Below are 20,060 nucleotides of genomic sequence, written 5' to 3' on the forward strand. Positions count from 1 at the left end.
CCGCCGCCCCCGTCCTCCGGTGGATATGCGCCGCCGCCCCCCGGGTCGGCCATCCGCGCTCTGCCGACGCAGGCCTACACCTCATGGTTCAACAGAGTGCTGGCATTCCTCATCGACAACATCCCGTATGTGTTCATCGTTGGCATCGGCTGGGTGATCTTGATGAGCACCCAGGAGGAGGAGTGCCTGGCCGACGTCACCCGCTACGACATCGACGAGGTCTGCGAGGTCGGCTATTCGTCGACCGGGTTGACGGTGTTCTGGCTGTCGGTGCTGCTGGGGCTGGCCTACCTGGTCTGGAACTACGGCTACCGGCAGGGCACCACCGGGTCGAGCATCGGCAAGTCGGTGCTGAAGTTCAAGGTGGTCAGCGAGGAGACCGGCCGGCCCATCGGTTTCGGCACCTCGGTGGTGCGCCAACTCGCCCATCTCGTCGACGCGATCATCTGCTACATCGGGTATCTGTTTCCGCTGTGGGACGCCAAGCGGCAGACGCTGGCGGACAAGATCATGTCGACGGTTTGCCTGCCCGTGCAAGACCGTCCCGAGTAGATGACTGAAAAGCGCACGCCCGGGCTCGCCACCACGGCCATCCACGCCGGTTTCCACACCGACCCGTCGACCGGAGCGGTCAATCCGCCGATCTACACGGCCAGCACGTTCGCGCAGGACGGCGTGGGCAAGCTGCGAGCCGGGTTCGAGTACTCGCGCTCGGGCAACCCGACGCGGGCCGCGCTGGAGGCGTCGCTGGCCGCCATGGAGGAGGGCAGGTTCGGTCGCGCGTTCAGCTCCGGCATGGCGGCCACCGACTGCGCCCTGCGGGCGATGCTGCGCCCCGGCGAGCATGTGGTGATTCCCGACGACGCCTACGGCGGCACGTTCCGGTTGATCGACAAGGTGTTCACCGAGTGGGGCGTCGAGCACACGCCGGTCGCGCTGTCGGATCTCGATGCGGTGCGCGCCGCGATCACCCCGCGCACCCGGCTGATCTGGGTGGAAACGCCGACCAATCCGCTGCTGTCGATCGCCGACATCGCCGCGATCGCCGAGCTGGCCGGCGAACATTCGGTGAAAGTGTTGGTGGACAACACCTTTGCGTCGCCCGCGCTACAACAGCCGTTGACGCTGGGCGCCGATGTGGTGCTGCACTCGACCACCAAGTACATCGGCGGGCATTCCGACGTGGTGGGCGGGGCGCTGGTCACCGACGACGAGGAGCTCGACGCGGCGTTCGGCTTCCTGCAGAACGGCGCAGGCGCGGTGCCGGGGCCGTTCGACGCCTACCTGACGATCCGGGGCCTCAAGACGCTGGTGTTGCGCATGCAGCGGCACAGCGAGAACGCCGCCGCGGTCGCGGAATTTCTCGCCGGCCATCCGGCCGTGTCCAGCGTGCTGTACCCGGGTCTGCCGGAGCATCCGGGCTACGGCGTCGCCGCCCGCCAGATGCGCGGGTTCGGCGGCATGGTGTCGGTGCGGATGCGCGGCGGCCGGTCAGCCGCCGAAAGCCTGTGTGCGCGAACCGAAGTGTTCATTCTGGCCGAGTCGCTGGGCGGGGTCGAGTCGCTGATCGAGCATCCCGGCGCGATGACCCACGCGTCGACGGCCGGTTCGCAGTTGGAGGTTCCCGACGATCTGGTGCGCCTGTCGGTGGGCATCGAGGACGTCACGGATCTGCTGGCCGACCTCGAGCAGGCGCTGGCTTAGGTTGCGCGAGCAGACGCAAAAGGCCCCGAAAACCCTTGGTTTTCAGGGGCTTTTGCGTCTGCTCGCCACCAGGGCGGGACGTATCGCCGCCGCCGTCACCGCCAGGTTGACTTCGGGAAGGTCGGGCTCGGACTCGGCGACCCAACTGCCGCTGGCGATGTCGGCGGCCCGGCTGTTGACCCACTCCCAGCCTCGGTCGTTGAGGCTGAACACCGCGCCCAGCCCGTCGACCATGTGCAGCAACGAGATGATCGTCGCCGTCGCCGGGTCGGGGTTGTGCTCCTCGAACAGTGCGTTCATCAGCGCCGCGCGAGCGTTCGCCGCCCGGGTACGGTCGACCAACGGCCACGCGTACGTGCGCTTGACCCCCTTAAAAGCATTGCCCTGCAAGCGAACTTGCCGTATCTGGCCGATGCGCTCGAGCTGGGCGAGCACCGCGGCGGGAGTTTGGCGGCGCAGCTTGGCGATAGCGGCGGCCGGGCTCATCGGACGGCGCAGTAGCAGTTGCAGCGCGGGTTCCAGCACTGGGTCGGCCGGGTTGGGACCGCTGAGCACCACCAGGTGTCCCGCTTCGACGGGTTCGCTGTCGACGGCGGGACGGATCCGGCACGCATGCGCCAGATCGAGTAGCGCCGCTGCCGCCAGGACCCGTTCGCGGCAGCGGCGCTCGAGGCCCGGCTGCGCCGACGCGTTGTCGAGCAGCAGCAGAAGAAGATCCTCGGCAATGCGTGCCATGAGCGGACGCGGTCCCGCCCTGTTTCCCCGACCCTTGCCGTAGCTACGAGTGGTACGGCTCCGCGCTGACCAGCGTCACTTTGACGGTGTTGCCGTTGGGCACGGTGTAGGTGCGAGACTCGCCCACCTTGGCGTCGATCAGTGCGCCGCCGAGCGGCGAGTTCGGCGAGTACACCTCCAGGTCGCCGTCGTTGATCCCTTCCCCGCGGGTGGCGATCAGGAACGTCTCGGTGTCCGACTTGTCATTGCCGTAGTAGACGGTCACCACGGAACCGGGCAACGCAACCCCGGACTGCGTCGGCGCCTCGCCGACCTTCGCGTTGTTCAGCAGGTCCTGGAGCTGCCGGATGCGGGCCTCCTGCTGGCCCTGCTCCTCACGCGCGGCGTGGTATCCGCCGTTTTCGCGCAGGTCGCCCTCCTCGCGGCGGTCGTTGATTTCCGCGGCGATGATCGGACGGTTTGCGATCAACTGGTCGAGCTCGGCCTTGAGTCGGTCATGTGACTCCTGGGTCAACCAGGTCACCTGAGTATCCGTCATCTCGTCGCGCTCCTCATGTCATCCGTCCCGCGATATTCGCGTGGTTATGGCTCTGGCTGCGGGGTGGCTCGTTCGCGTTCACAGCGCGTATACCCGCTAATGCAGCAATACACGGTCCCAGCAGGACCGTGCATGCAAACATGCTACCACTGCGAAGCAGGCCGCCGACTACGTTTTCGCAGTTCGGCGTTCGTCGACACGGCCGCCCCGTCACGATGCGCGCAGGTAGCCAGGCACATCGGTGCCGCAGCCGTAGACGTCGCCCATCACCGGCGGCTTGCTGGATTTAAGGGTCGTCGTCACCTGGACCGTGGCCGCGTGCGACGGGGGAACCAGCACCTCGCGGCGTCCCGTTTCGCTGCCGTCTTTGGCGCGGACCCGCACGATGCAGTCCACCGGGCGCGACGGGTCGGATCGCGTCACGCTGATCGTCACCGACACCGTCTCGTCGTCGATCAGCCGGTAGCCGGCCAGCGTGCCTTCCACCTCGCTGCGACCCAGCCGCTGGTAGCCGACGACGGCGATGACCACGCCCGCGGCGACCACCAACAGCGCCAGCGCGATGACGACCCGGCGCCGCGACGCGCGGGAGAGCCGTGGACGGCCATAACGGGGGGTGTCGCTCATTCGCCGGTTTCGGATTCGGATTGCCAGGATGGATCTATTAGGTTAAAGCCCCAACAGCACAGAAACAGGACCAGGCTCCGATGAGCGAACTGCGGTTGATGGCGGTGCACGCCCACCCGGACGACGAGTCCAGTAAGGGCGCCGCCACCCTTGCCCGCTACGCCGACGAGGGCCACCGCGTGCTGGTGGTGACGCTGACCGGCGGCGAGCGCGGCGAGATCCTCAACCCCGCCATGGACCTGCCCGAGGTGCACGGTCGCATCGCCGACATCCGCCGCGACGAGATGGCCAAGGCCGCCGAGATCCTCGGCGTCGAACACACCTGGCTGGGCTTCGTCGACTCCGGGCTGCCCAAGGGCGACCCGCCGCCACCGCTGCCCGAAGGCTGCTTCGCGCTGGTGCCGCTGGATGTCGCCACCGAGCAGCTGGTGCGGGTGGTGCGCGAGTTTCGTCCGCACGTCATGACGACCTACGACGAGCACGGCGGCTACCCCCACCCCGACCACATCCGCTGCCACCAGGTGTCGGTCGCGGCCTACGAAGCCGCCGGCGACTATCGGATGTTTCCGGACGCCGGGGAGCCGTGGACCGTTGCCAAGCTGTACTACAACCACGGCTTCCTGCGCCAGCGGATGCAGCTGCTGCAGGACGAGTTCGCCAAACACGGTCAGCAGGGTCCGTTCGAGAAGTGGCTGGCGCACTGGGACCCCGAACACGACGTGTTCGCCGACCGGGTGACGACTCGGGTGGAGTGCTCGGCGTATTTCAGCCAGCGCGACGACGCGCTGCGCGCGCACGCCACCCAGATCGACCCCAAGGGCGACTTCTTCGCCGCACCGATCGAATGGCAGCAACGGCTTTGGCCCACCGAGGAATTCGAGCTGGCCCGCTCGCGGGTCCCGGTGCGTCTTCCCGAGACCGATCTGTTCGCCGGAATCGAGAACGAATGATTCTTGTCAATACACTTGTCCTGCTGGCCGATGACGCGCCCCGCAACAGCGGACCCGACTTCGGCAAGGCCAGCCCGTTCGGCCTGCTGGTGATCGTGCTGCTGCTGATCGGCACGTTCTTGTTGGTGCGATCGATGAACCGGCAACTGAAGAAGGTGCCCGAGTCGTTCGACCCGGCACATCCCGAGCCCGATCAGGCCGCCGACGAGGGCACCGTCGAACCCGAACCCGATGAGTAACACCCTCGCCACGGCGGCCAGCCCGTATCTGCGCCAGCACGCCGACAATCCGGTGCACTGGCAGCAGTGGACGCCGCAGGCGCTGGCCGAGGCCGTCGCGCGCGACGTGCCGATCCTGCTGTCCGTCGGCTACGCCGCATGCCATTGGTGCCATGTGATGGCGCACGAGTCCTTCGAGGACGAACAGGTGGCGGCCGCCATGAACGACGGGTTCGTCTGCGTCAAGGTCGACCGCGAGGAACGGCCCGACATCGACGCGGTCTACATGAACGCCACCGTTGCGCTCACCGGGCACGGCGGCTGGCCGATGACGTGCTTCTTGACGCCGGACGGGCGGCCGTTCTTCTGCGGCACCTACTACCCGAAAGCTGCGTTCCTGGAACTGCTTTCGGCCGTCGCCAACACCTGGCGAACCCGACGCGACGAGGTGGAACAGGTATCGGATCACATCGCCGCCGAGTTGCGCAACATGGCGTCTGGCCTGCCGGGCGGTGGCCCGGAGGTCGAGCCGGCGCTGTGCGATCATGCCGTGTCTTTGGTGCTCCAGGACGAGGACACCGATGACGGTGGGTTCGGCGGCGCGCCGAAGTTCCCGCCGTCGGCGCTTTTGGAGGCGCTGCTGCGGCACTACGAGCGGACCGGGTCCACGCCGGCGCTGGAGGCGGTGGAGCGCACCTGTGCCGCGATGGCCCGCGGCGGAATCTACGACCAGCTGGCCGGTGGATTTGCCCGCTACAGCGTCGACAACGCTTGGGTGGTACCGCATTTCGAGAAGATGCTGTACGACAACGCGCTGCTGCTGCGCGTCTACGCCCACTGGACGCGGCGCACCGGGAATCCGCTGGCCCGCCGGGTCGCCCGCCAGACTGCCGCGTTCCTGCTGAACGATCTGGCCGACGGCGACATGTTCACCTCGTCGCTGGACGCCGACGCCGCCGGTGCCGAGGGCTCAACCTATGTGTGGACACCCGCACAATTGCGCGAAGTGCTGGGCGACGACGACGGACATTGGGCCGCTTCGGTTTTCGGCGTCACCGAGACCGGTACATTCGAGCATGGCACCTCGGTGCTGCAGTTGCGGGCCGACCCGGACGATGCTGAGCGCCTGGAGCGCGTCCGCACCGTGCTGCTGGCCGCCCGCCTGACCCGGCCGCAACCGGACCGCGACGACAAGGTGGTCACCTCCTGGAACGGTCTGGCGATCACCGCTTTGGCGGAAGCCAGTGTGACACTTGATGATCCGGAGCTATTGGCCGCTGCCCGGCGATGCGCGGCAGCCCTGGTGGACCTGCACATCGTCGACGGCAGGCTGCGCCGGGCCAGCCTCGGCGGACGGGTGGGCGACAGCGGGGCGATCCTGGAAGACCACGCGATGCTGGCCACCGGATTGCTGACTCTTTACCAGCTGACCGGCGAGGACACTTGGCTGGCGACGGCCACCGGGCTGCTCGACGTCGCGCTGGCACACTTCGCCGACCCGGACCGGCCGGGCCGGTGGTTCGATGCCGCCGACGATGCCGAGCAGCTGATGTTCCGGCCCGCCGATCCGCTGGACGGCGCGACGCCGTCGGGGGCCTCCTCGATTGCCGAGGCGCTGCTGACCGCCGCGCACCTGGTGGGCGGCGAGCGCGCCACGAGGTATTGGGCGGCGGCGGCCGATGCGCTGCTGGCGCATTCTCCGCTGTTGGCCCGCGCGCCGCGTTCGGCCGGGCATTGGCTGGCGGTTGCGGAAGCGGTGGTGCGTGGTCCGTTGCAGGTCGCGGTGGCCTGCGACGGGCCCGGATCGGCGCTGCTGGCCGCCGCGCGCAAACTGGCGCCCGGCGGGGCCATTGTGGTCGGCGGGGCGGCGGGCTCGTCGGAGCTACTGCTCGACCGCGACAGGGTCGACGGCGCCGACGCCGCCTACGTGTGTCGCGGCCGCGTCTGCGACCTGCCGGTCACCAGCACCGACGATCTGGCCGCCGCCCTGGCGCGGTAGCCTGCTGCCCATGCCGAGTGCCGAACACATCGCCGACACCGTCAACCGCTACATCAGCCTGGTCGCCAAGGGCAGCGCCGACGACATCGCCGAGCTGTACGCCGAGGACGCCACCGTCGAGGATCCGGTCGGCGGCGAGGTGCACATCGGCCGGCAGGCGATCCGCGGTTTCTACTCCGCGGTCGAAAACACCGAGCGGGACTGCGAATTGGTCACCCTGCGCGTTGCCGGCAACGAAGCGGCATTCCAATTCCGGCTCACGGTGAAGGCAGGCGACGGGGGGATGGTCATCGAGCCCATCGACGTGATGGCGTTCGACGACGAGGGCAAGGTCGCCGCGATGAAGGCCTACTGGTCGGCGGAGAACGTCACCCAGCTGTAAGTCCGAGCAGACGCAAAATCCCCTTTCCCGCAGGCGTTTTGGGCGATTTTGCGTCTGCTCGCGACGGTTTGCGGTCTACAACACCGCGAACCACATGGCAATGTAGTGGCAGATCGCGGCCACCGCGGTAAATGCGTGGAAGAACTCGTGATAGCCGAACGTCGTCGGCCACGGGTCGGGCCAGCGCACCCCGTAGAACACGCCACCCACGCTGTAGAGCGCACCACCGACGATCAGCAGCACCATCGCGGCGACCCCGGCGCCGTGCAGGATAGGGCCGACAAACCAGATCGCCACCCAGCTCAACAGCAGATACAGCGGCACCCCGACCCAGCGCGGCGCCGTCGGCCAGCACACCTTCAGCAGGATCCCGGCCAGCGCGCCGCACCACACGATCCACAGCACCAGATGCCCGGACGCCGGCGGCATGGCGCACACCGCGAACGGTGTGTAGCTGCCGGCGATGAACACGAAGATCATCGAGTGGTCGAGCCGTTTCATCCAGGTCCGCGCCCTCACCGATTTCCAGTGGACGCGGTGATAGGTGGCGCTGACACCGAACATCGCCACGATGGCCGCGGTGTAGGTGAGCGTTGCGAGCCCGGCGCCCGCGCCCGCCAGCGGCCACGACACCGCCACCAGCGTCGCGCCGGCGACGATTGACACCCACGCGGAGTGGACGTGGATCCAGCCCCGGAACCGCGGCTTGGTCAAGACATTGGCAGCGCCTTCGACGACGCGGTCGGCGGCATCCGCGACCGCGCCCATCGGCCCGGTTGACTCGGTTTGGTTGCTCACTAATCCTCACTGACTTACGCCGGGATTACCGGTGAAGAGTGCCTTTCACAGTAGTCTGGATTTCCGTGGAGATTATCCCGCCGCGCCTCAAGGAACCGCTGTATCGAATCTATGAGCTGCGGTTACGGCAGGGCCTGGCGGCCTCCAAATCCGCGCTGCCCCGGCACATCGCCGTGCTGTGCGACGGCAACCGGCGCTGGGCACGCGACGCCGGCTACGACGACGTCAGCTACGGCTACCGGATGGGTGCGGCCAAGATCGCCGAGATGCTGCGCTGGTGCGCCGAAGCCGGTATCGAGATGGCGACGATTTACTTGCTGTCCACCGAAAACCTGCAACGCAACCCCGACGAGCTGGCTGCGCTGATCGAAATCATCACCGACGTCGTCGAGGAGATCTGCGCCCCGGCCAACCGGTGGAGCGTGCGGACAGTCGGGGACTTGGAGCTGATCGGCGAGGAGCCGGCCCGCCGCCTGCGCGAAGCGGTGGAAGGCACCCCGTCCGACGCCGGCTTCCACGTCAACGTCGCCGTCGCCTACGGCGGCCGGCAGGAAATCGTCGACGCGGTGCGTGCCCTGCTGAACAAGAAACTCGCCAACGGCGCGAGCGCCGAGGAACTCGTCGACGCGGTCACCGTCGACGCCATCTCCGAAAACCTGTACACCTCTGGGCAACCCGACCCCGATCTGGTCATCCGTACATCGGGGGAGCAGCGGCTCTCCGGCTTCCTGCTGTGGCAGAGCGCCTATTCGGAGATGTGGTTCACCGAGGCGCACTGGCCGGCGTTCCGGCGGGTGGATTTTCTGCGCGCGCTTCGCGATTACAGCCTGCGTCACCGCCGCTACGGCATTTAGCGCACACTGGACGCATGGCTGCGCTGTCGGCAGTGGTGTTCACACTGAGCTGGTGGCTGGGGCTGTATCTGCTGGCACGCGACCCGCGCAAGCCGGTGCTGGTCTTGGCGGCCATCGGGTTGTGTGGCTTCGCGGCCGTTGTCGCGCTGGACGCGGTGCGGTTGGTAGCGCACAGCGGGCTACTGAGCCACGTCGAGATCTACCTGGTGGCCGTTCCCGGTGTGGCCTGGTTCGCGGTGCTCGCCGAGCTGTCCCGACCGTGCGACAGCTGGCGGGCGCGCACCGGTGAGCTGCTGCTGATCGGCGGCGTCGCGGCGCTGACGCTGGTCGGCGCGGCGATGGCCGGCAGCGTCGACGGGCCGCTGCGGTCCGGGCATTGGGTGATGTTCGCGGTGATATCGGTGTCCACGCTCGGCGCCATGGTCAAGGCCCTGGTGCGGCCGGGTCAGCCGGTTCCGATGGTCGGCCTGGTGGTGTTGGCGACGCTGTTCTTCGCGCTGAGCAACGCGATCCTGATCATTCCGCTCGGTTTGGTGCCCAGCTGGCTGGCGTTGGCGTCGACGGGATGCGACGTGCTGGCACTCGGCGTCGCGGTGGCGCTGTGGGACGCGTTCGACGAGGGCCAGGCGCTGCGCGCCGACATGCTGCGCTCATTCGCCGGCAGCGTGGTGGTGGCGGTGCTGTTCGGCGGGCAGGTGCTGATCGGCATCGGGGTCACCGGGCGCGAGAGCAGCGCCCAGACCGCGCTGACCGTGCTGCTGTTCACCAGCGTGGCGATCGCGATCGCGGTCCAGGTGCTGGCCAACCCGTGGGCGGGAGCGTTGGACCGGATGGCGTTCTGGCGGTCGCCGACACTGCGCGCCGACCGGGCGACGTTGCGGCGCACCGAATCCGCATTGCCGCTGCGCTCGGCCGACCCGCTCGACGGCCTCGACGACGACACCTTCGCCCGGCTCACCCGCCGCGCCCTCGGCCACTACGGCGACCTGTCGAAGCTGGTCGCCAGCCCGCTGACCGCCCTGCCCGAAATCGACGAGCGGCTGGCCGCCCGCGGCGCGCCCGACCAGCCGCTCGAACGGGCCATCGAACTCAAGGCGTTGCTGGCCGATCGCATCGCGGCGCTCAAGCCGCGCGACGGCGGCGACTTCGGCACCACCGAGCAATGGCGCTACTACAACTCGCTGTACTTCCCGTACGTCGTCGGCGTGCGCGCCTACGCGCAGAACGCCACCGCCGCCGGCCTGGACCCGATCGCCCGGCAGGCATGGCAGTGGTTCGTCACCGAGGTTCCGCAGCGCTCGCTGCACAACTGGCAGAACGCCGCCGCGCGGCTGATCGCCGCCGATCTGCGCGGCCGGGTGGCCGTTTCCAGTTAAGGAATGCCGGTGATCGTCAGCCGGTTGACCTGCGCATGGCATTAGTTGGCAGTGCCATGCGTCGATCTGGCAGTTCCGGAGCGGCACCCTCAAACATGTCCGAGCACGTCACCCAAGGAGTTTTTGACATGACCGCTACTGCCGGATTGGCCACCCGCCCGTTCGCCGACTCGACCGACTCGTTGCTGCGCTTCGCGATGCGCGCCGACGCCACGCTGACCGGGCTCGCGGGCCTGGCCGTCGCCGTGTTCGCCGACCCGATCTCGTCGCTGACCGGCTTGAGCTCGATTCAGGAATACGCGATGGGCGCCTTCTGCGTGTTGTACGGGCTGGCGGTGTTCAGCATCGCCGCGGCGCCCGACCTTCGCCGCGCCGGGATCGCCGTCGTGATCGCCAACGTCGTCTGCACCGTGGGGGCGGTTGCCGTCGTGGCCGCCGACGTGCTGCCGCTGACCGCCACCGGTGCCGTCGCGACATTGGCCGCCGGCGTGTACACCGCGCTGTTCGGCTACCTGCAATACCTCGGAGTGCGCCGGCTTCCGGCGTGACTCCTGCCCGCTGGTGCGGGGCGCCGCCGTTCGAGGTTTGCGGTGCGCGGCCCCGCACCGGCTTAGCTGGGCGAGCAGACGCAAAGTCCCCGCACGCACGGCGTGTCGGGGCTTTTTGCGTCTGCTCGCGTGTCGCGGCTACAGCTTGCGCAGCCGCAGCCGGTTGATGGAGTGGTCGGCGTCTTTGCGCAGCACCAGGGTGGCCCGCGGCCGGGTGGGCAGGATGTTCTCGACGAGGTTGGGCCGGTTGATCGAGCGCCAGATGTCGCGGGCGGCGGCGACGGCCTGCGAATCGTTCAGCCCGGCATAGTGGTGAAAATGCGATGCCGGATTGGCGAACGCCGTCGAGCGCATCGCCAAAAACCGGTCGACATACCACTGTTCGATGTCCTCGATCCGCGCGTCCACATACAGCGAGAAGTCGAACAGGTCCGAGACCATCAGCGTCGGCCCGGTCTGCAGCACGTTGAGGCCCTCGAGAATCAGGATATCGGGGTGGCGGACCACGTGTTTGGCGCCCGGCACGATGTCGTAGTGCAGATGCGAGTACACCGGCGCGCACGCGTATCGCGCACCCGATTTCACCGAAGTGACGAACCGCATCAACGCCCGCCGGTCGTAGCTCTCCGGAAAACCCTTGCGGTGCATGAGGTTTCGCCGCTCGAGTTCGGAGTTCGGGTACAGGAAGCCGTCGGTGGTGACCAGGTCGACGCGCGGATGGTGGTCCCAGCGGGCCAGTAGCGCCTGCAGCAGACGGGCGGTGGTCGACTTGCCCACCGCGACGCTGCCGGCCACCCCGATGATGAACGGCACGGGGCGGTCCGGGTTCTGCTGCGGCTCGCCGAGGAACTCCGCGGTGGCCGCGAACAGCCGCTGGCGGGCAGCGACCTGCAGGTGCAGCAGACGGGCCAGCGGCAGATACACCTCTTCCACCTCGAGCAGGTCGACCTGCTCGCCGAGACCGCGCAAGGCAACGACTTCGTCTTCGGTCAGCGGCAGCGGCGTGGACATCCGCAGCGCGCGCCACTGACTACGGTCGAACTCCACATAGGGGCTCGGCTCGCTCAGCCGTGGCATGGCCCTCAGTCTTGCAGGGGCGGCACGGATAGCGTTAACCGGTATGGAGCCCGACAGCCTGATCCGCGACTACCTGCTGCTGGGTCTGCGCTTCGACCGGATCGAGTCCGGCTATGTCGACGCCTACACCGGCGACCTCGCGCTGCGGCGGCTGGTCGCCGACGAACCCGCGCCCGACCCGGCCGAGCTGGTCCGCCAGGCTGAGCGGCTGATTGCCACGCTGCCAGATGTGCCGCGCCGCAACGGTTTCGACGACACACGCGCCGATTTCCTGCGTGCGCATCTGCGTGCGCTGGCGTGCGCCGGCCGCAAGTTCGCCGGCGAGGACATCGGGTTCGTCGAGGAGGTGCGCGCCTACTTCGACGTCGACATCGCCAAAGGCGACGCCGAGACCTACCGGCAGGCCCATGCGCGGCTCGACGAGTTGCTCGGCGGAACCGGCCCGCTGGCCGAGCGGATGATCGCCTACCGCGCCGCCGAGGAGATCCCGCCGCAGCGGCTGGCCGAGTGCATCGAGGCGTTCTCCAGCGCGCTGCGCGACCGCGTGCGCGCCGAATATCCGCTGCCGGACACCGAAACCATCGAATACCAGGTGGTCACGGATAAGCCGTGGTCGGGATTCAACTACTACCTGGGCAACTTCCACTCGACGGTGGCCGTCAACGCCGACCTCAAGCAGCTGATGTCCAACCTGCCGCGGCTGGTCGCCCACGAGTCGTATCCGGGCCATCACACCGAGCACTGCCGCAAGGAGGCCGGGCTGGTCAGACGCCACGGTCAGGCCGAGCAGACGCTCTTCCTGGTCAACACCCCGCAATGCCTGATCGCAGAGGGCCTGGCCGACCTGGCACTGCACGTCGCCGTCGGCCCGGGCTGGGGCCGTTGGGCGGCCGACATCTACGCCGACCTGGGTTTGCGTTTCGACGGCGAGCGGGCCGAGGCGATTTCGGAGGCGACGGCGGCGCTGGCCGGCGTCCGTCAGGACGCGGCGCTGATGCTGCACGACGAGCACCGCGACGCCGACGAGGTGACGGATTTCCTGCGCCGCTGGCTGCTGGTCACCGACGAGCGCGCCCGCCAGATGCTGCGGTTTCTGTCCTCGCCGCTGTGGCGCGCCTACACCAGCACCTACGTCGAGGGATATCGGCTGCTGCGGAGCTGGCTGGACAACCGGCCGGCCGGTGTCAGCCTCACCGAGCGGTTCGGCCGGCTGCTGGACGAGCCGCTGATCCCGTCGGCGCTGCGCTGAGGCTGACCCCTTTTTAGCCGCGAGCGTGCGTGTCGCCGGCCGACACGCCGACCACTTCACCGGGTTTGCGCACCCTCGCGGCAGAAGGACCACGCGCCCGGCCCTAGGCTGGCACCTATGACTGCCGAGTACGCCGACACCGCGAGCGCCGCCTACCGGGCCGCATTGCAGGTTGTCGAATCCGTAGAACCCCGCATCGCCGCAGCGACACGCAAAGAGCTTGCCGATCAACGTGATTCGCTCAAGCTGATCGCCAGCGAGAATTACGCCTCACCCGCGGTGTTGCTCACAATGGGCAGCTGGCTGTCGGACAAGTACGCCGAGGGCACCATCGGGCACCGCTTCTACGCCGGGTGCCAAAACGTCGACACCGTCGAAAGCGTGGCCGCCGAACACGCCCGCGAGCTGTTCGGCGCGCCCTACGCCTACGTCCAGCCGCACTCGGGCATCGACGCCAACCTCGTTGCGTACTGGGCCATTCTGGCCACTCGGGTCGAGGCGCCCGGCCTGGCCGAGGCCGGCGTCAAGCACGTCAACAACCTGTCCGAACAGGACTGGGAAGCGCTGCGCCACAAGCTGGGCAACCAGCGGCTGCTGGGGATGTCGCTGGACGCCGGCGGCCACCTCACCCACGGTTTCCGGCCCAACATCTCCGGCAAGATGTTCCATCAGCGCAGCTACGGCACCGACCCGCAAACCGAGCTGCTGGACTACGACAAGGTCGCGGCGACGGCGCGGGAGTTCAAGCCGCTGATTCTGGTCGCCGGCTACTCGGCCTATCCGCGGCGGATCAACTTCGCCACCATGCGCGAGATCGCCGACGAGGTGGGCGCCACCCTGATGGTCGACATGGCGCACTTCGCCGGGCTCGTCGCGGGCAAGGTGTTCACCGGCGACGAGGACCCGGTGCCGCACGCGCACGTCACCACCACGACGACGCACAAGTCCCTGCGCGGCCCGCGCGGCGGGCTGATCCTGGCGCAGCGACAGTACGCCGACGCCGTCGACAAGGGCTGCCCGATGGTGTTGGGTGGTCCGCTGGCACACGTGATGGCCGCGAAGGCCGTCGCGCTGGCCGAGGCCCGTCAGCCGGAGTTCCAGAGCTACGCCCAGCGAGTCGCCGACAACGCCAAGGCCCTGGCCGAGGGCTTCCTCAAGCGGGGAGCGCGGCTGGTGACCGGCGGCACCGACAACCACATCGTGCTGCTGGACGTGACGTCGTTCGGCCTCACCGGACGCCAGGCCGAATCGGCGCTGCTGGACGCCGGCGTCGTCACCAACCGCAACTCGATCCCCGTCGACCCCAACGGCGCCTGGTACACCAGCGGCATCCGATTCGGCACGCCGGCGCTGACCAGCCGCGGGTTCGGTGCTGGCGACTTCGACCGGGTAGCCGAGCTGGTAGTCGACGTCCTGAAAAACACCACACCCGAAGGCACGTCCAAGGCCAAGTACACGCTGGCCGACGGCACCGCCGAACGCGTGCGCGACGCGTCCGCCGAGCTGCTAAAGGCCAATCCGCTCTACCCGGAATTGACGCTGTGAAGTCGGCGAGGTTCTTTGCCTGCATCGCCGTCGCAATGTTGGCAGCCTCGCCGATCGCCGCCGCAGCACCGCCCGGATTTCCCGACGTGAATGCGTTCACTCCGGTGGATCCGCAGGCCTACCTGGGCGCCAGTCGCTCCCTCGATAACAACGAAAACGATGTGGGCATGTGGGCGTTTGGTTTTCGACCGCTGACGGAGTGGTCTGCAGCTGGACCTATTTCCCGAAGGCCATGGAAAGCCCGACGGGTTGGCCCGGCACCACATGCATGGGCAACATTCCCGGCCTCCCCGATTCGGTTCCCGACACTGGCGGCTTGGGATGCGCGCGGGTGTGGCCCCGGCCCGTTTCCTCCGAGTTCGTGTTCGACCGGCATGGCGGAGCCTGTCCGCCGTTTACCGGCGCTGCTCTCCTGAGTCCGGGGCAGAAGATCGAAACCGGTGACGCCACCCGTGTGGTCGGCGTGAACCAGTTGCTCGCCTGTATCGATCCCTCCCGTGGCAAGGGATTCGCCCTCCGGCAGTCCGGCAGCTGGGCGTTCTGACCGCCTGTCGGCGCAGCGGGCTGACCTGGGGGTATCCCGCTATGTACAGCCTGAGGACTGGGCGCTGGTCGACCGTTAGCGACTCGCCGCACCGATTTCACGGAACCTGTTAACCCGGGTTACAGTTACTTTTATGGCCGTGAAACCCGTTGCTAATGCACTGACGCTTGAACTCGAGCCGGTGGTGGAGCAGCTCATGGACCACCACCTCAACACCGAGGATCTCTGGTTCGCGCACGACTACGTGCCCTTCGAGCAGGGCGAGAACTTCGCCTTCCTCGGCGGCCGCGATTGGGACCCGTCACAGGCGACGCTGCCGCGCGTCATCACCGACGCCTGCGAGATCCTGCTGATCACCAAGGACAACCTGTCCGGTTACCACCGCGAGCTCGTCGAGCACTTCATCCTCGAAGAGTGGTGGGGCCGCTGGCTGGGACGGTGGACCGCCGAGGAACACCTGCACGCCATCGCGTTGCGCGAGTACCTGGTGGTGACCCGTGAAATCGACCCAACCGCCAACGAGCAGGTCCGCGTCGAGCACGTGATGAAGGGCTACCGGGCCGACCGCTACAGCCAGGTCGAGACCCTGGTTTTCATGGCGTTCTTCGAGCGCGCCCACGCAGTGTTCTGCCGCAACCTGGCCGCCCAGATCGAAGAGCCCGTGCTGGCGGGATTGATCACCCGGATCGCCAAAGACGAAGAGCGCCATGAGGAGTTCTTCGCCAAGCTCGTCGCGCACTGCCTGGACTACACCCGCGAGGAGACGGTCGCGGCGATCGCCGCCCGGGCCGCGGAGCTCGACGTCGTCGGCGCCGACATCGACGCCTACCAGGACAAGGTGCAGAAGATGGCCGAGGCGGGAATTTTCGGCGAACCCCAGCTACGCCAGGTGATCTCGGACCGCATCACTGCCTGGGGCTTGGCCGACCAGCCCGAACTGCAGCAGTTCGTCTGAACTTCACGGCGGCGAACGTGCGCAGTTGTACGCGTCTGCGCGGCGTGTCGTGCACAAACACGCACACTCGCGGCTAAGGCGCGGCGCGCCTGCACGGTGGGCATGCCCCGACCGGAGTAGCGTCGTATCCGATGGCTAGCGACGTGCTCTGCTGTCCAGACGGCACCTCTTGTCACGACCACAACAGGACTGTCGGTGGTGATCCGCTGCGCCCGGCTTGGCCGCGCTGGCGATCACCACGAACCGGCCCCGGTCCTGGTGCCGCCGCCCCGCCGATACGATCCGCGCGGGGCCGCGCGGATCCTAGGAGCGCTCCGTGACTGATACCCGGACGTATGTGCTGGACACCTCGGTGCTGTTGTCCGACCCGTGGGCGTGTACCCGGTTCGCCGAGCACGACGTGGTGGTGCCGCTCGTCGTGATCAGTGAATTGGAGGCCAAGCGCTATCACCACGAGCTGGGCTGGTTCGCCCGTCAGGCGCTGCGCTTGTTCGACGACCTCCGGCTGGAGCACGGACGACTCGATCAGCCCATTCCCGTTGGGGTACAAGGCGGTACGCTGCACGTCGAACTCAACCACAGCGACCCCGCCGTGCTGCCCGCCGGTTTCCGCACCGACAGCAACGACTCGCGGATCCTGTGCTGCGCCGCCAACCTTGCCGCCGAGGGCAAGCGAGTCACGTTGGTGTCCAAGGACATTCCGCTACGGGTCAAGGCCGGCGCCGTCGGCCTGTCCGCCGACGAATACCACGCCCAGGACGTCGTCACCTCCGGGTGGACCGGGATGGCCGAGGTCGACGCCTCGGCCGACGACATCGACGTGCTGTTCGCCGACGGCGAAGTAGACCTGGCAGCTGCACGGGACCTGCCCTGCCACACCGGAATTCGGCTACTGGGCGGCAGCTCGCATGCGCTCGGGCGGGTCAACGCCCACAAGCGTGTGCAGCTAGTGCGCGGTGACCGCGAGGTGTTCGGGCTGCGCGGACGCTCCGCCGAGCAGCGGGTGGCGCTGGATCTGCTGCTCGACGAGTCGGTGGGCATCGTGTCGCTGGGTGGCAAGGCCGGGACCGGCAAGTCGGCGCTGGCGTTGTGCGCGGGCCTGGAGGCGGTGCTGGAGCGGCGGACCCACCGCAAGGTGGTGGTGTTCCGCCCGCTCTACGCCGTCGGCGGCCAGGAGCTGGGCTACCTGCCCGGCAGCGAGAGCGACAAGATGGGCCCCTGGGCGCAGGCGGTGTTCGACACCCTCGAGGGCCTGGCCAGCCCGGCCGTGCTCGACGAGGTGCTCTCCCGCGGCATGCTCGAGGTGTTGCCGCTGACCCACATCCGGGGCCGCTCGCTGCACGACTCGTTCGTGATCGTCGACGAGGCGCAATCGCTGGAGCGCAACGTGCTGCTGACCGTGCTGTCGCGGCTGGGTGCGGGATCGCGAGTGGTGTTGACGCACGACGTCGCCCAGCGCGACAACCTGCGAGTGGGGCGCCACGACGGGGTGGTGGCCGTGATCGAGAAGCTCAAGGGGCACCCGCTGTTCGCGCACATCACGTTGCTGCGCAGCGAGCGTTCGCCGATCGCCGCGCTGGTCACCGAGATGCTGGAGGAGATCAGCAGCGGCCCGCTTCCCTAACCATTTAGCGCGGCGACCAGTCCGGCGGTGTCATCCACGGTGACGGTCAACGCCGAATGATCCCGCAGACCGATCACCCGGCGCACCGGCGGCTCGAAGTGGATGCAGACGCCGGCGTCGGCGTTGGTCCCGAACGTGAGCCCGTCGTCTGCAAACGACAGCCGCGGCCCCAGCGCCGTCCACCACCGGTACGGGCCGGTGACATGCGCGTCGCGCACTTGGCTCAGCGGCACGTCGACCCTTAGCGGCCCGTACCGGGCCACGAAGCGGCCGTCCGCGGTGAGGGTGACGCCCTGACGCCCCGGCCAGCGACGAATCGGCAGCCACAGCGGCGCCAGCCGCGGCTCGTAGCGGTAGGGGAAGAAACGGTCCTGGGCAGCCATGACTGTCACTATCCGGCATCGTGCCGACGGTTAGGCTGCCAGGGTGGGACGGGTGCGCGACAGCCAAGCCTGGCGGTACTGGCGTACCGTTCTCGGCGTCGTGGTGGCCGCCGCGGTGCTGGTGATCGGGGCGCTGACCGGTCACATACGGCGCGCCGACGCCGACAACGTGGACTGTGCGCAAGTCAAGTGCGTGGCGCTGACGTTCGACGACGGGCCCGGCCCGTTCACCGACCGGCTGCTGCGCATCTTGGCGGGCAACGACGCCAAGGCCACGTTCTTTCTGATCGGCAACAAGGTGGCCGCCAACCCGGCCGGCGCCAAGCGCATCGCCGAGGCCGGCATGGAAATCGGCAGCCACACGTGGGAACACCCCAACATGACCACGATCCCGCCGGAAGACATTCCGGGCCAGCTGTCCAAGGCCAACGACGCGATCGTCGCCGCCACTGGCCGCGCGCCGACGCTGTACCGGCCGGCCGGCGGGTTGTCCAACGCGGCGGTACACCAGGCCGCCGCTCGGCTCGGCCAGGCCGAAATCCTTTGGGATGTCATCCCTTACGACTGGATCAACGACTCCAACATCGCTGCCACCCGGGCGGTGTTGATGAGCCAGATCAAGCCCGGCTCGGTGGTGCTGTTCCACGACACCTACTCGTCGACCGTCGATTTGGTCTACCAGTTCATCCCGGTGCTCAAAGCCAATGGCTATCACCTGGTGACGGTCAGCCAGTTGCTAGGGCCGCGGGCGCCGGGCAGCAGTTACGGCGGCCGCGAGAACGGCCCGCCCGCAAACGACCTGCGCGACATTCCGCCCGGCGAGATCCCGACGCTGCCCAACACGCCGTCGCCCAAACCGATGCCCAACTTCCCGATCACCGATATCCCCGGCGCCAACTCCGGCGGTCCGAACAACGGGACGTAAGCCTATTGACACGTTGACACAAATACGTAGTCTTTGTGTCAACCGTTCGATCCGGGAGTGGGCGATGACCGTGCCGGCAGCTATCGATTCGCGTTCGGGCGCCGACAGCGTCGTGCGGCCCCGGGTGATGGCGGAGTTCCGCAAGCATTCCGGCAGCGTGTTCGCCGGTCTCTTCGGCGCAGCCGCGTTCGACGAGGTCGCTCTGGTTCCGGTGGCCGCGGCGGTGGACAAGACCGGCCGCTTCGCCCGAAACTTCGCCGACCGCGGAGTGCGCAGCGGCTTTTCGGCATTGCTGGCGATCTGGGGTGACGCCGACGACCGTGCGGCGGAGGGGGAGCGGCTCAAGCTGTTGCACCGCGACGTCCGCGGCCGGGGAACCGGCGAGTTCGCCGGCGTCCGTTACAGCGCGCTGAGCCCGCAGTTGTGGAATTGGATTGCGATCAGCGGGATCTTCGTCGTCCTGCAGTCGTTCACCCCGGCGACCGGCATCACGTTGACGCCGGCCGAGCAGGAGGCGGCGTATCGCCAACTGGTCGAGGCGTTTCGTGCCATCGAGCTGCCCGGCAAGTCAGGAAAGCTGCCGGCCAGCTACGCCGAGGCAACCCGGTATTACGACCGCATGGTGGAGACCGAGCTTGCGGCCAACCAGTTTTTGGACCGCGTGACGGCCGATCTGACCCGGCTGCCGTTGCCGACTTTGCTGCTGCCGGCGCCGATCCGGCGCGCGCTGACTCCGCTGTGGCTGGCGGTGCGGCCGGGGGCCGGACGGGTGGTCAAGGTGTGCTCGTTCGGGATCATGGATCCGCGGGTGCGGGAGCTGACCGGATTCCGCTGGCAGCCTTGGCATGACGTCGAGTTCGAGGTCTATACGCGGTTGGTGCAGCTGGCCTGGCGGGTGCTGCCGGACCGGCTGCTGCTTGTGCCCCTGGCATACAACCGCCTGCAATACGAGAAGCTGGTCCGATTGCATCGTTCGGTCGCGCTGGACTCGTTCGCGCCGCCGGGCTGTCCGGTCGGCTGACACACTGT

Annotated in this window: 22 protein-coding genes; 16 read left to right on the plus strand and 6 right to left on the minus strand. The window is 68.0% G+C overall.

The annotated features are described in order from the left end of the window. Together AWB95_RS17410 and AWB95_RS17415 are read left to right on the plus strand one after the other, a co-directional pair. Window positions 1-552 (plus strand): RDD family protein (locus tag AWB95_RS17410; protein ID WP_139818512.1); only part of this gene is annotated, 552 nt, incomplete at its 5' end. Further along, complete coding sequence (locus AWB95_RS17415; protein ID WP_062540741.1) at window positions 553-1,704, plus strand: cystathionine gamma-synthase; 1,152 nt, start codon at window positions 553-555, stop codon at window positions 1,702-1,704. Between the two features lie 42 nt (window positions 1,705-1,746). On the opposite strand, the gene AWB95_RS17420 is transcribed toward AWB95_RS17415, so the two are convergent. The 3 genes from AWB95_RS17420 to AWB95_RS17430 form a co-directional block, all read right to left on the minus strand. After that, on the minus strand, window positions 1,747-2,439 hold the full coding sequence (locus AWB95_RS17420; RefSeq protein ID WP_062540740.1) for a GOLPH3/VPS74 family protein: 693 nt from the start codon (window positions 2,437-2,439) through the stop codon (window positions 1,747-1,749). 43 nt (window positions 2,440-2,482) lie between these two features. Then, window positions 2,483-2,977, minus strand: coding sequence for a transcription elongation factor GreA (gene greA / locus AWB95_RS17425; RefSeq protein ID WP_062540739.1), 495 nt, complete (start codon window positions 2,975-2,977; stop codon window positions 2,483-2,485). Between the two features lie 210 nt (window positions 2,978-3,187). After that, window positions 3,188-3,604 carry a DUF4307 domain-containing protein gene (locus tag AWB95_RS17430; protein ID WP_062540738.1) on the minus strand — a complete coding sequence of 139 codons (417 nt, stop codon included), beginning with the start codon at window positions 3,602-3,604 and terminating at the stop codon, window positions 3,188-3,190. An 80-nt stretch (window positions 3,605-3,684) separates the two neighbouring features. Between AWB95_RS17430 and mca the strand changes: the two genes are divergently transcribed. Genes mca through AWB95_RS17450 form a run of 4 tightly spaced genes read left to right on the plus strand, consistent with a single transcriptional unit; the run spans window position 3,685 to window position 7,153 of the window. Further along, the gene (mca, locus tag AWB95_RS17435) at window positions 3,685-4,554 is read left to right on the plus strand and encodes a mycothiol conjugate amidase Mca (protein ID WP_085168451.1); all 870 of its coding nucleotides are present in this window, start codon (window positions 3,685-3,687) and stop codon (window positions 4,552-4,554) included. After that, window positions 4,551-4,793: a hypothetical protein gene (locus AWB95_RS17440; protein WP_062540737.1), complete on the plus strand. Its 243-nt coding sequence runs from the start codon at window positions 4,551-4,553 to the stop codon at window positions 4,791-4,793. Before mca ends, AWB95_RS17440 begins: the two co-directional genes overlap by 4 nt. Next, window positions 4,786-6,771, plus strand: coding sequence for a thioredoxin domain-containing protein (locus AWB95_RS17445; protein WP_085168452.1), 1,986 nt, complete (start codon window positions 4,786-4,788; stop codon window positions 6,769-6,771). Before AWB95_RS17440 ends, AWB95_RS17445 begins: the two co-directional genes overlap by 8 nt. A 10-nt stretch (window positions 6,772-6,781) precedes the next feature. Next, complete coding sequence (locus AWB95_RS17450; RefSeq protein WP_062540171.1) at window positions 6,782-7,153, plus strand: nuclear transport factor 2 family protein; 372 nt, start codon at window positions 6,782-6,784, stop codon at window positions 7,151-7,153. Between the two features lie 75 nt (window positions 7,154-7,228). Here AWB95_RS17450 and trhA read toward each other — a convergent pair whose 3' ends face one another. Further along, window positions 7,229-7,951, minus strand: a complete 723-nt coding sequence (gene trhA, locus AWB95_RS17455; RefSeq protein WP_373280778.1) for a PAQR family membrane homeostasis protein TrhA — start codon at window positions 7,949-7,951, stop codon at window positions 7,229-7,231. 65 nt (window positions 7,952-8,016) lie between these two features. Here trhA and AWB95_RS17460 point away from each other — a divergent pair, with 65 nt between their 5' ends. The 3 genes from AWB95_RS17460 (at window position 8,017) to AWB95_RS17470 (ending at window position 10,729) form a co-directional block, all read left to right on the plus strand. After that, window positions 8,017-8,805 (plus strand): (2Z,6E)-farnesyl diphosphate synthase, encoded by a 789-nt coding sequence (locus tag AWB95_RS17460; protein WP_062540172.1) that lies wholly within the window; start codon window positions 8,017-8,019, stop codon window positions 8,803-8,805. Between the two features lie 14 nt (window positions 8,806-8,819). Next, complete coding sequence (locus AWB95_RS17465; RefSeq protein ID WP_062540173.1) at window positions 8,820-10,181, plus strand: hypothetical protein; 1,362 nt, start codon at window positions 8,820-8,822, stop codon at window positions 10,179-10,181. Between the two features lie 128 nt (window positions 10,182-10,309). Beyond that, complete coding sequence (locus AWB95_RS17470) at window positions 10,310-10,729, plus strand: hypothetical protein (RefSeq protein WP_062540174.1); 420 nt, start codon at window positions 10,310-10,312, stop codon at window positions 10,727-10,729. Window positions 10,730-10,867: 138 nt separating this feature from the next. On the opposite strand, the gene coaA is transcribed toward AWB95_RS17470, so the two are convergent. Further along, window positions 10,868-11,806, minus strand: a complete 939-nt coding sequence (gene coaA / locus AWB95_RS17475) for a type I pantothenate kinase (protein ID WP_062540175.1) — start codon at window positions 11,804-11,806, stop codon at window positions 10,868-10,870. A gap of 43 nt (window positions 11,807-11,849) precedes the next feature. On the opposite strand from coaA, the gene AWB95_RS17480 reads away from it, so the two are divergent. The 5 genes from AWB95_RS17480 to phoH2 all read left to right on the plus strand — a co-directional run bounded on the left by AWB95_RS17480 (window position 11,850) and on the right by phoH2 (window position 17,723). Next, a complete protein-coding gene (locus AWB95_RS17480) occupies window positions 11,850-13,055 on the plus strand; it encodes a hypothetical protein (RefSeq protein ID WP_062540176.1) in 1,206 nt (401 codons plus the stop codon). Window positions 13,056-13,172: 117 nt separating this feature from the next. Further along, window positions 13,173-14,600 (plus strand): glycine hydroxymethyltransferase, encoded by a 1,428-nt coding sequence (locus AWB95_RS17485; protein ID WP_062540177.1) that lies wholly within the window; start codon window positions 13,173-13,175, stop codon window positions 14,598-14,600. Window positions 14,601-14,769: 169 nt separating this feature from the next. Further along, complete coding sequence (locus AWB95_RS17490) at window positions 14,770-15,144, plus strand: hypothetical protein (protein WP_062540178.1); 375 nt, start codon at window positions 14,770-14,772, stop codon at window positions 15,142-15,144. A 133-nt stretch (window positions 15,145-15,277) separates the two neighbouring features. Then, entirely contained in the window at window positions 15,278-16,099 is an 822-nt protein-coding gene (locus tag AWB95_RS17495; RefSeq protein ID WP_062540179.1) for an acyl-ACP desaturase, read from the plus strand. Between the two features lie 316 nt (window positions 16,100-16,415). Continuing rightward, entirely contained in the window at window positions 16,416-17,723 is a 1,308-nt protein-coding gene (phoH2, locus tag AWB95_RS17500; RefSeq protein ID WP_062540180.1) for an RNA 5'-3' helicase PhoH2, read from the plus strand. On the opposite strand, the gene AWB95_RS17505 is transcribed toward phoH2, so the two are convergent. Next, window positions 17,720-18,106: a hypothetical protein gene (locus AWB95_RS17505; RefSeq protein ID WP_062540181.1), complete on the minus strand. Its 387-nt coding sequence runs from the start codon at window positions 18,104-18,106 to the stop codon at window positions 17,720-17,722. The genes phoH2 and AWB95_RS17505 overlap by 4 nt on opposite strands. Before the next feature lie 43 nt (window positions 18,107-18,149). Here AWB95_RS17505 and AWB95_RS17510 point away from each other — a divergent pair, with 43 nt between their 5' ends. Both AWB95_RS17510 and AWB95_RS17515 read left to right on the plus strand, forming a co-directional pair. After that, complete coding sequence (locus AWB95_RS17510; protein WP_062540182.1) at window positions 18,150-19,031, plus strand: polysaccharide deacetylase family protein; 882 nt, start codon at window positions 18,150-18,152, stop codon at window positions 19,029-19,031. 64 nt (window positions 19,032-19,095) lie between these two features. Next, window positions 19,096-20,052: an oxygenase MpaB family protein gene (locus AWB95_RS17515; RefSeq protein ID WP_062540183.1), complete on the plus strand. Its 957-nt coding sequence runs from the start codon at window positions 19,096-19,098 to the stop codon at window positions 20,050-20,052. Window positions 20,053-20,060: the final 8 nt, after the last annotated feature.

It is taken from the genome of Mycobacterium celatum (assembly GCF_002101595.1).
Lineage (GTDB): Bacteria > Actinomycetota > Actinomycetes > Mycobacteriales > Mycobacteriaceae > Mycobacterium > Mycobacterium celatum.

Excerpts from the sequence above, each read along its gene's own strand:
- AWB95_RS17415 (WP_062540741.1), top strand. The coding sequence starts at position 553 with ATGACTGAAAAGCGCACGCCCGGGCTCGCCACCACGGCCATCCACGCC.
- AWB95_RS17420 (WP_062540740.1), bottom strand. The coding sequence starts at position 2,439 with ATGGCACGCATTGCCGAGGATCTTCTTCTGCTGCTGCTCGACAACGCG.
- greA (WP_062540739.1), bottom strand. The coding sequence starts at position 2,977 with ATGACGGATACTCAGGTGACCTGGTTGACCCAGGAGTCACATGACCGA.
- AWB95_RS17430 (WP_062540738.1), bottom strand. The coding sequence starts at position 3,604 with ATGAGCGACACCCCCCGTTATGGCCGTCCACGGCTCTCCCGCGCGTCG.
- mca (WP_085168451.1), top strand. The coding sequence starts at position 3,685 with ATGAGCGAACTGCGGTTGATGGCGGTGCACGCCCACCCGGACGACGAG.
- AWB95_RS17440 (WP_062540737.1), top strand. The coding sequence starts at position 4,551 with ATGATTCTTGTCAATACACTTGTCCTGCTGGCCGATGACGCGCCCCGC.
- AWB95_RS17445 (WP_085168452.1), top strand. The coding sequence starts at position 4,786 with ATGAGTAACACCCTCGCCACGGCGGCCAGCCCGTATCTGCGCCAGCAC.
- AWB95_RS17450 (WP_062540171.1), top strand. The coding sequence starts at position 6,782 with ATGCCGAGTGCCGAACACATCGCCGACACCGTCAACCGCTACATCAGC.
- AWB95_RS17465 (WP_062540173.1), top strand. The coding sequence starts at position 8,820 with ATGGCTGCGCTGTCGGCAGTGGTGTTCACACTGAGCTGGTGGCTGGGG.
- AWB95_RS17470 (WP_062540174.1), top strand. The coding sequence starts at position 10,310 with ATGACCGCTACTGCCGGATTGGCCACCCGCCCGTTCGCCGACTCGACC.
- coaA (WP_062540175.1), bottom strand. The coding sequence starts at position 11,806 with ATGCCACGGCTGAGCGAGCCGAGCCCCTATGTGGAGTTCGACCGTAGT.
- AWB95_RS17480 (WP_062540176.1), top strand. The coding sequence starts at position 11,850 with ATGGAGCCCGACAGCCTGATCCGCGACTACCTGCTGCTGGGTCTGCGC.
- AWB95_RS17485 (WP_062540177.1), top strand. The coding sequence starts at position 13,173 with ATGACTGCCGAGTACGCCGACACCGCGAGCGCCGCCTACCGGGCCGCA.
- AWB95_RS17495 (WP_062540179.1), top strand. The coding sequence starts at position 15,278 with ATGGCCGTGAAACCCGTTGCTAATGCACTGACGCTTGAACTCGAGCCG.
- AWB95_RS17505 (WP_062540181.1), bottom strand. The coding sequence starts at position 18,106 with ATGGCTGCCCAGGACCGTTTCTTCCCCTACCGCTACGAGCCGCGGCTG.
- AWB95_RS17515 (WP_062540183.1), top strand. The coding sequence starts at position 19,096 with ATGACCGTGCCGGCAGCTATCGATTCGCGTTCGGGCGCCGACAGCGTC.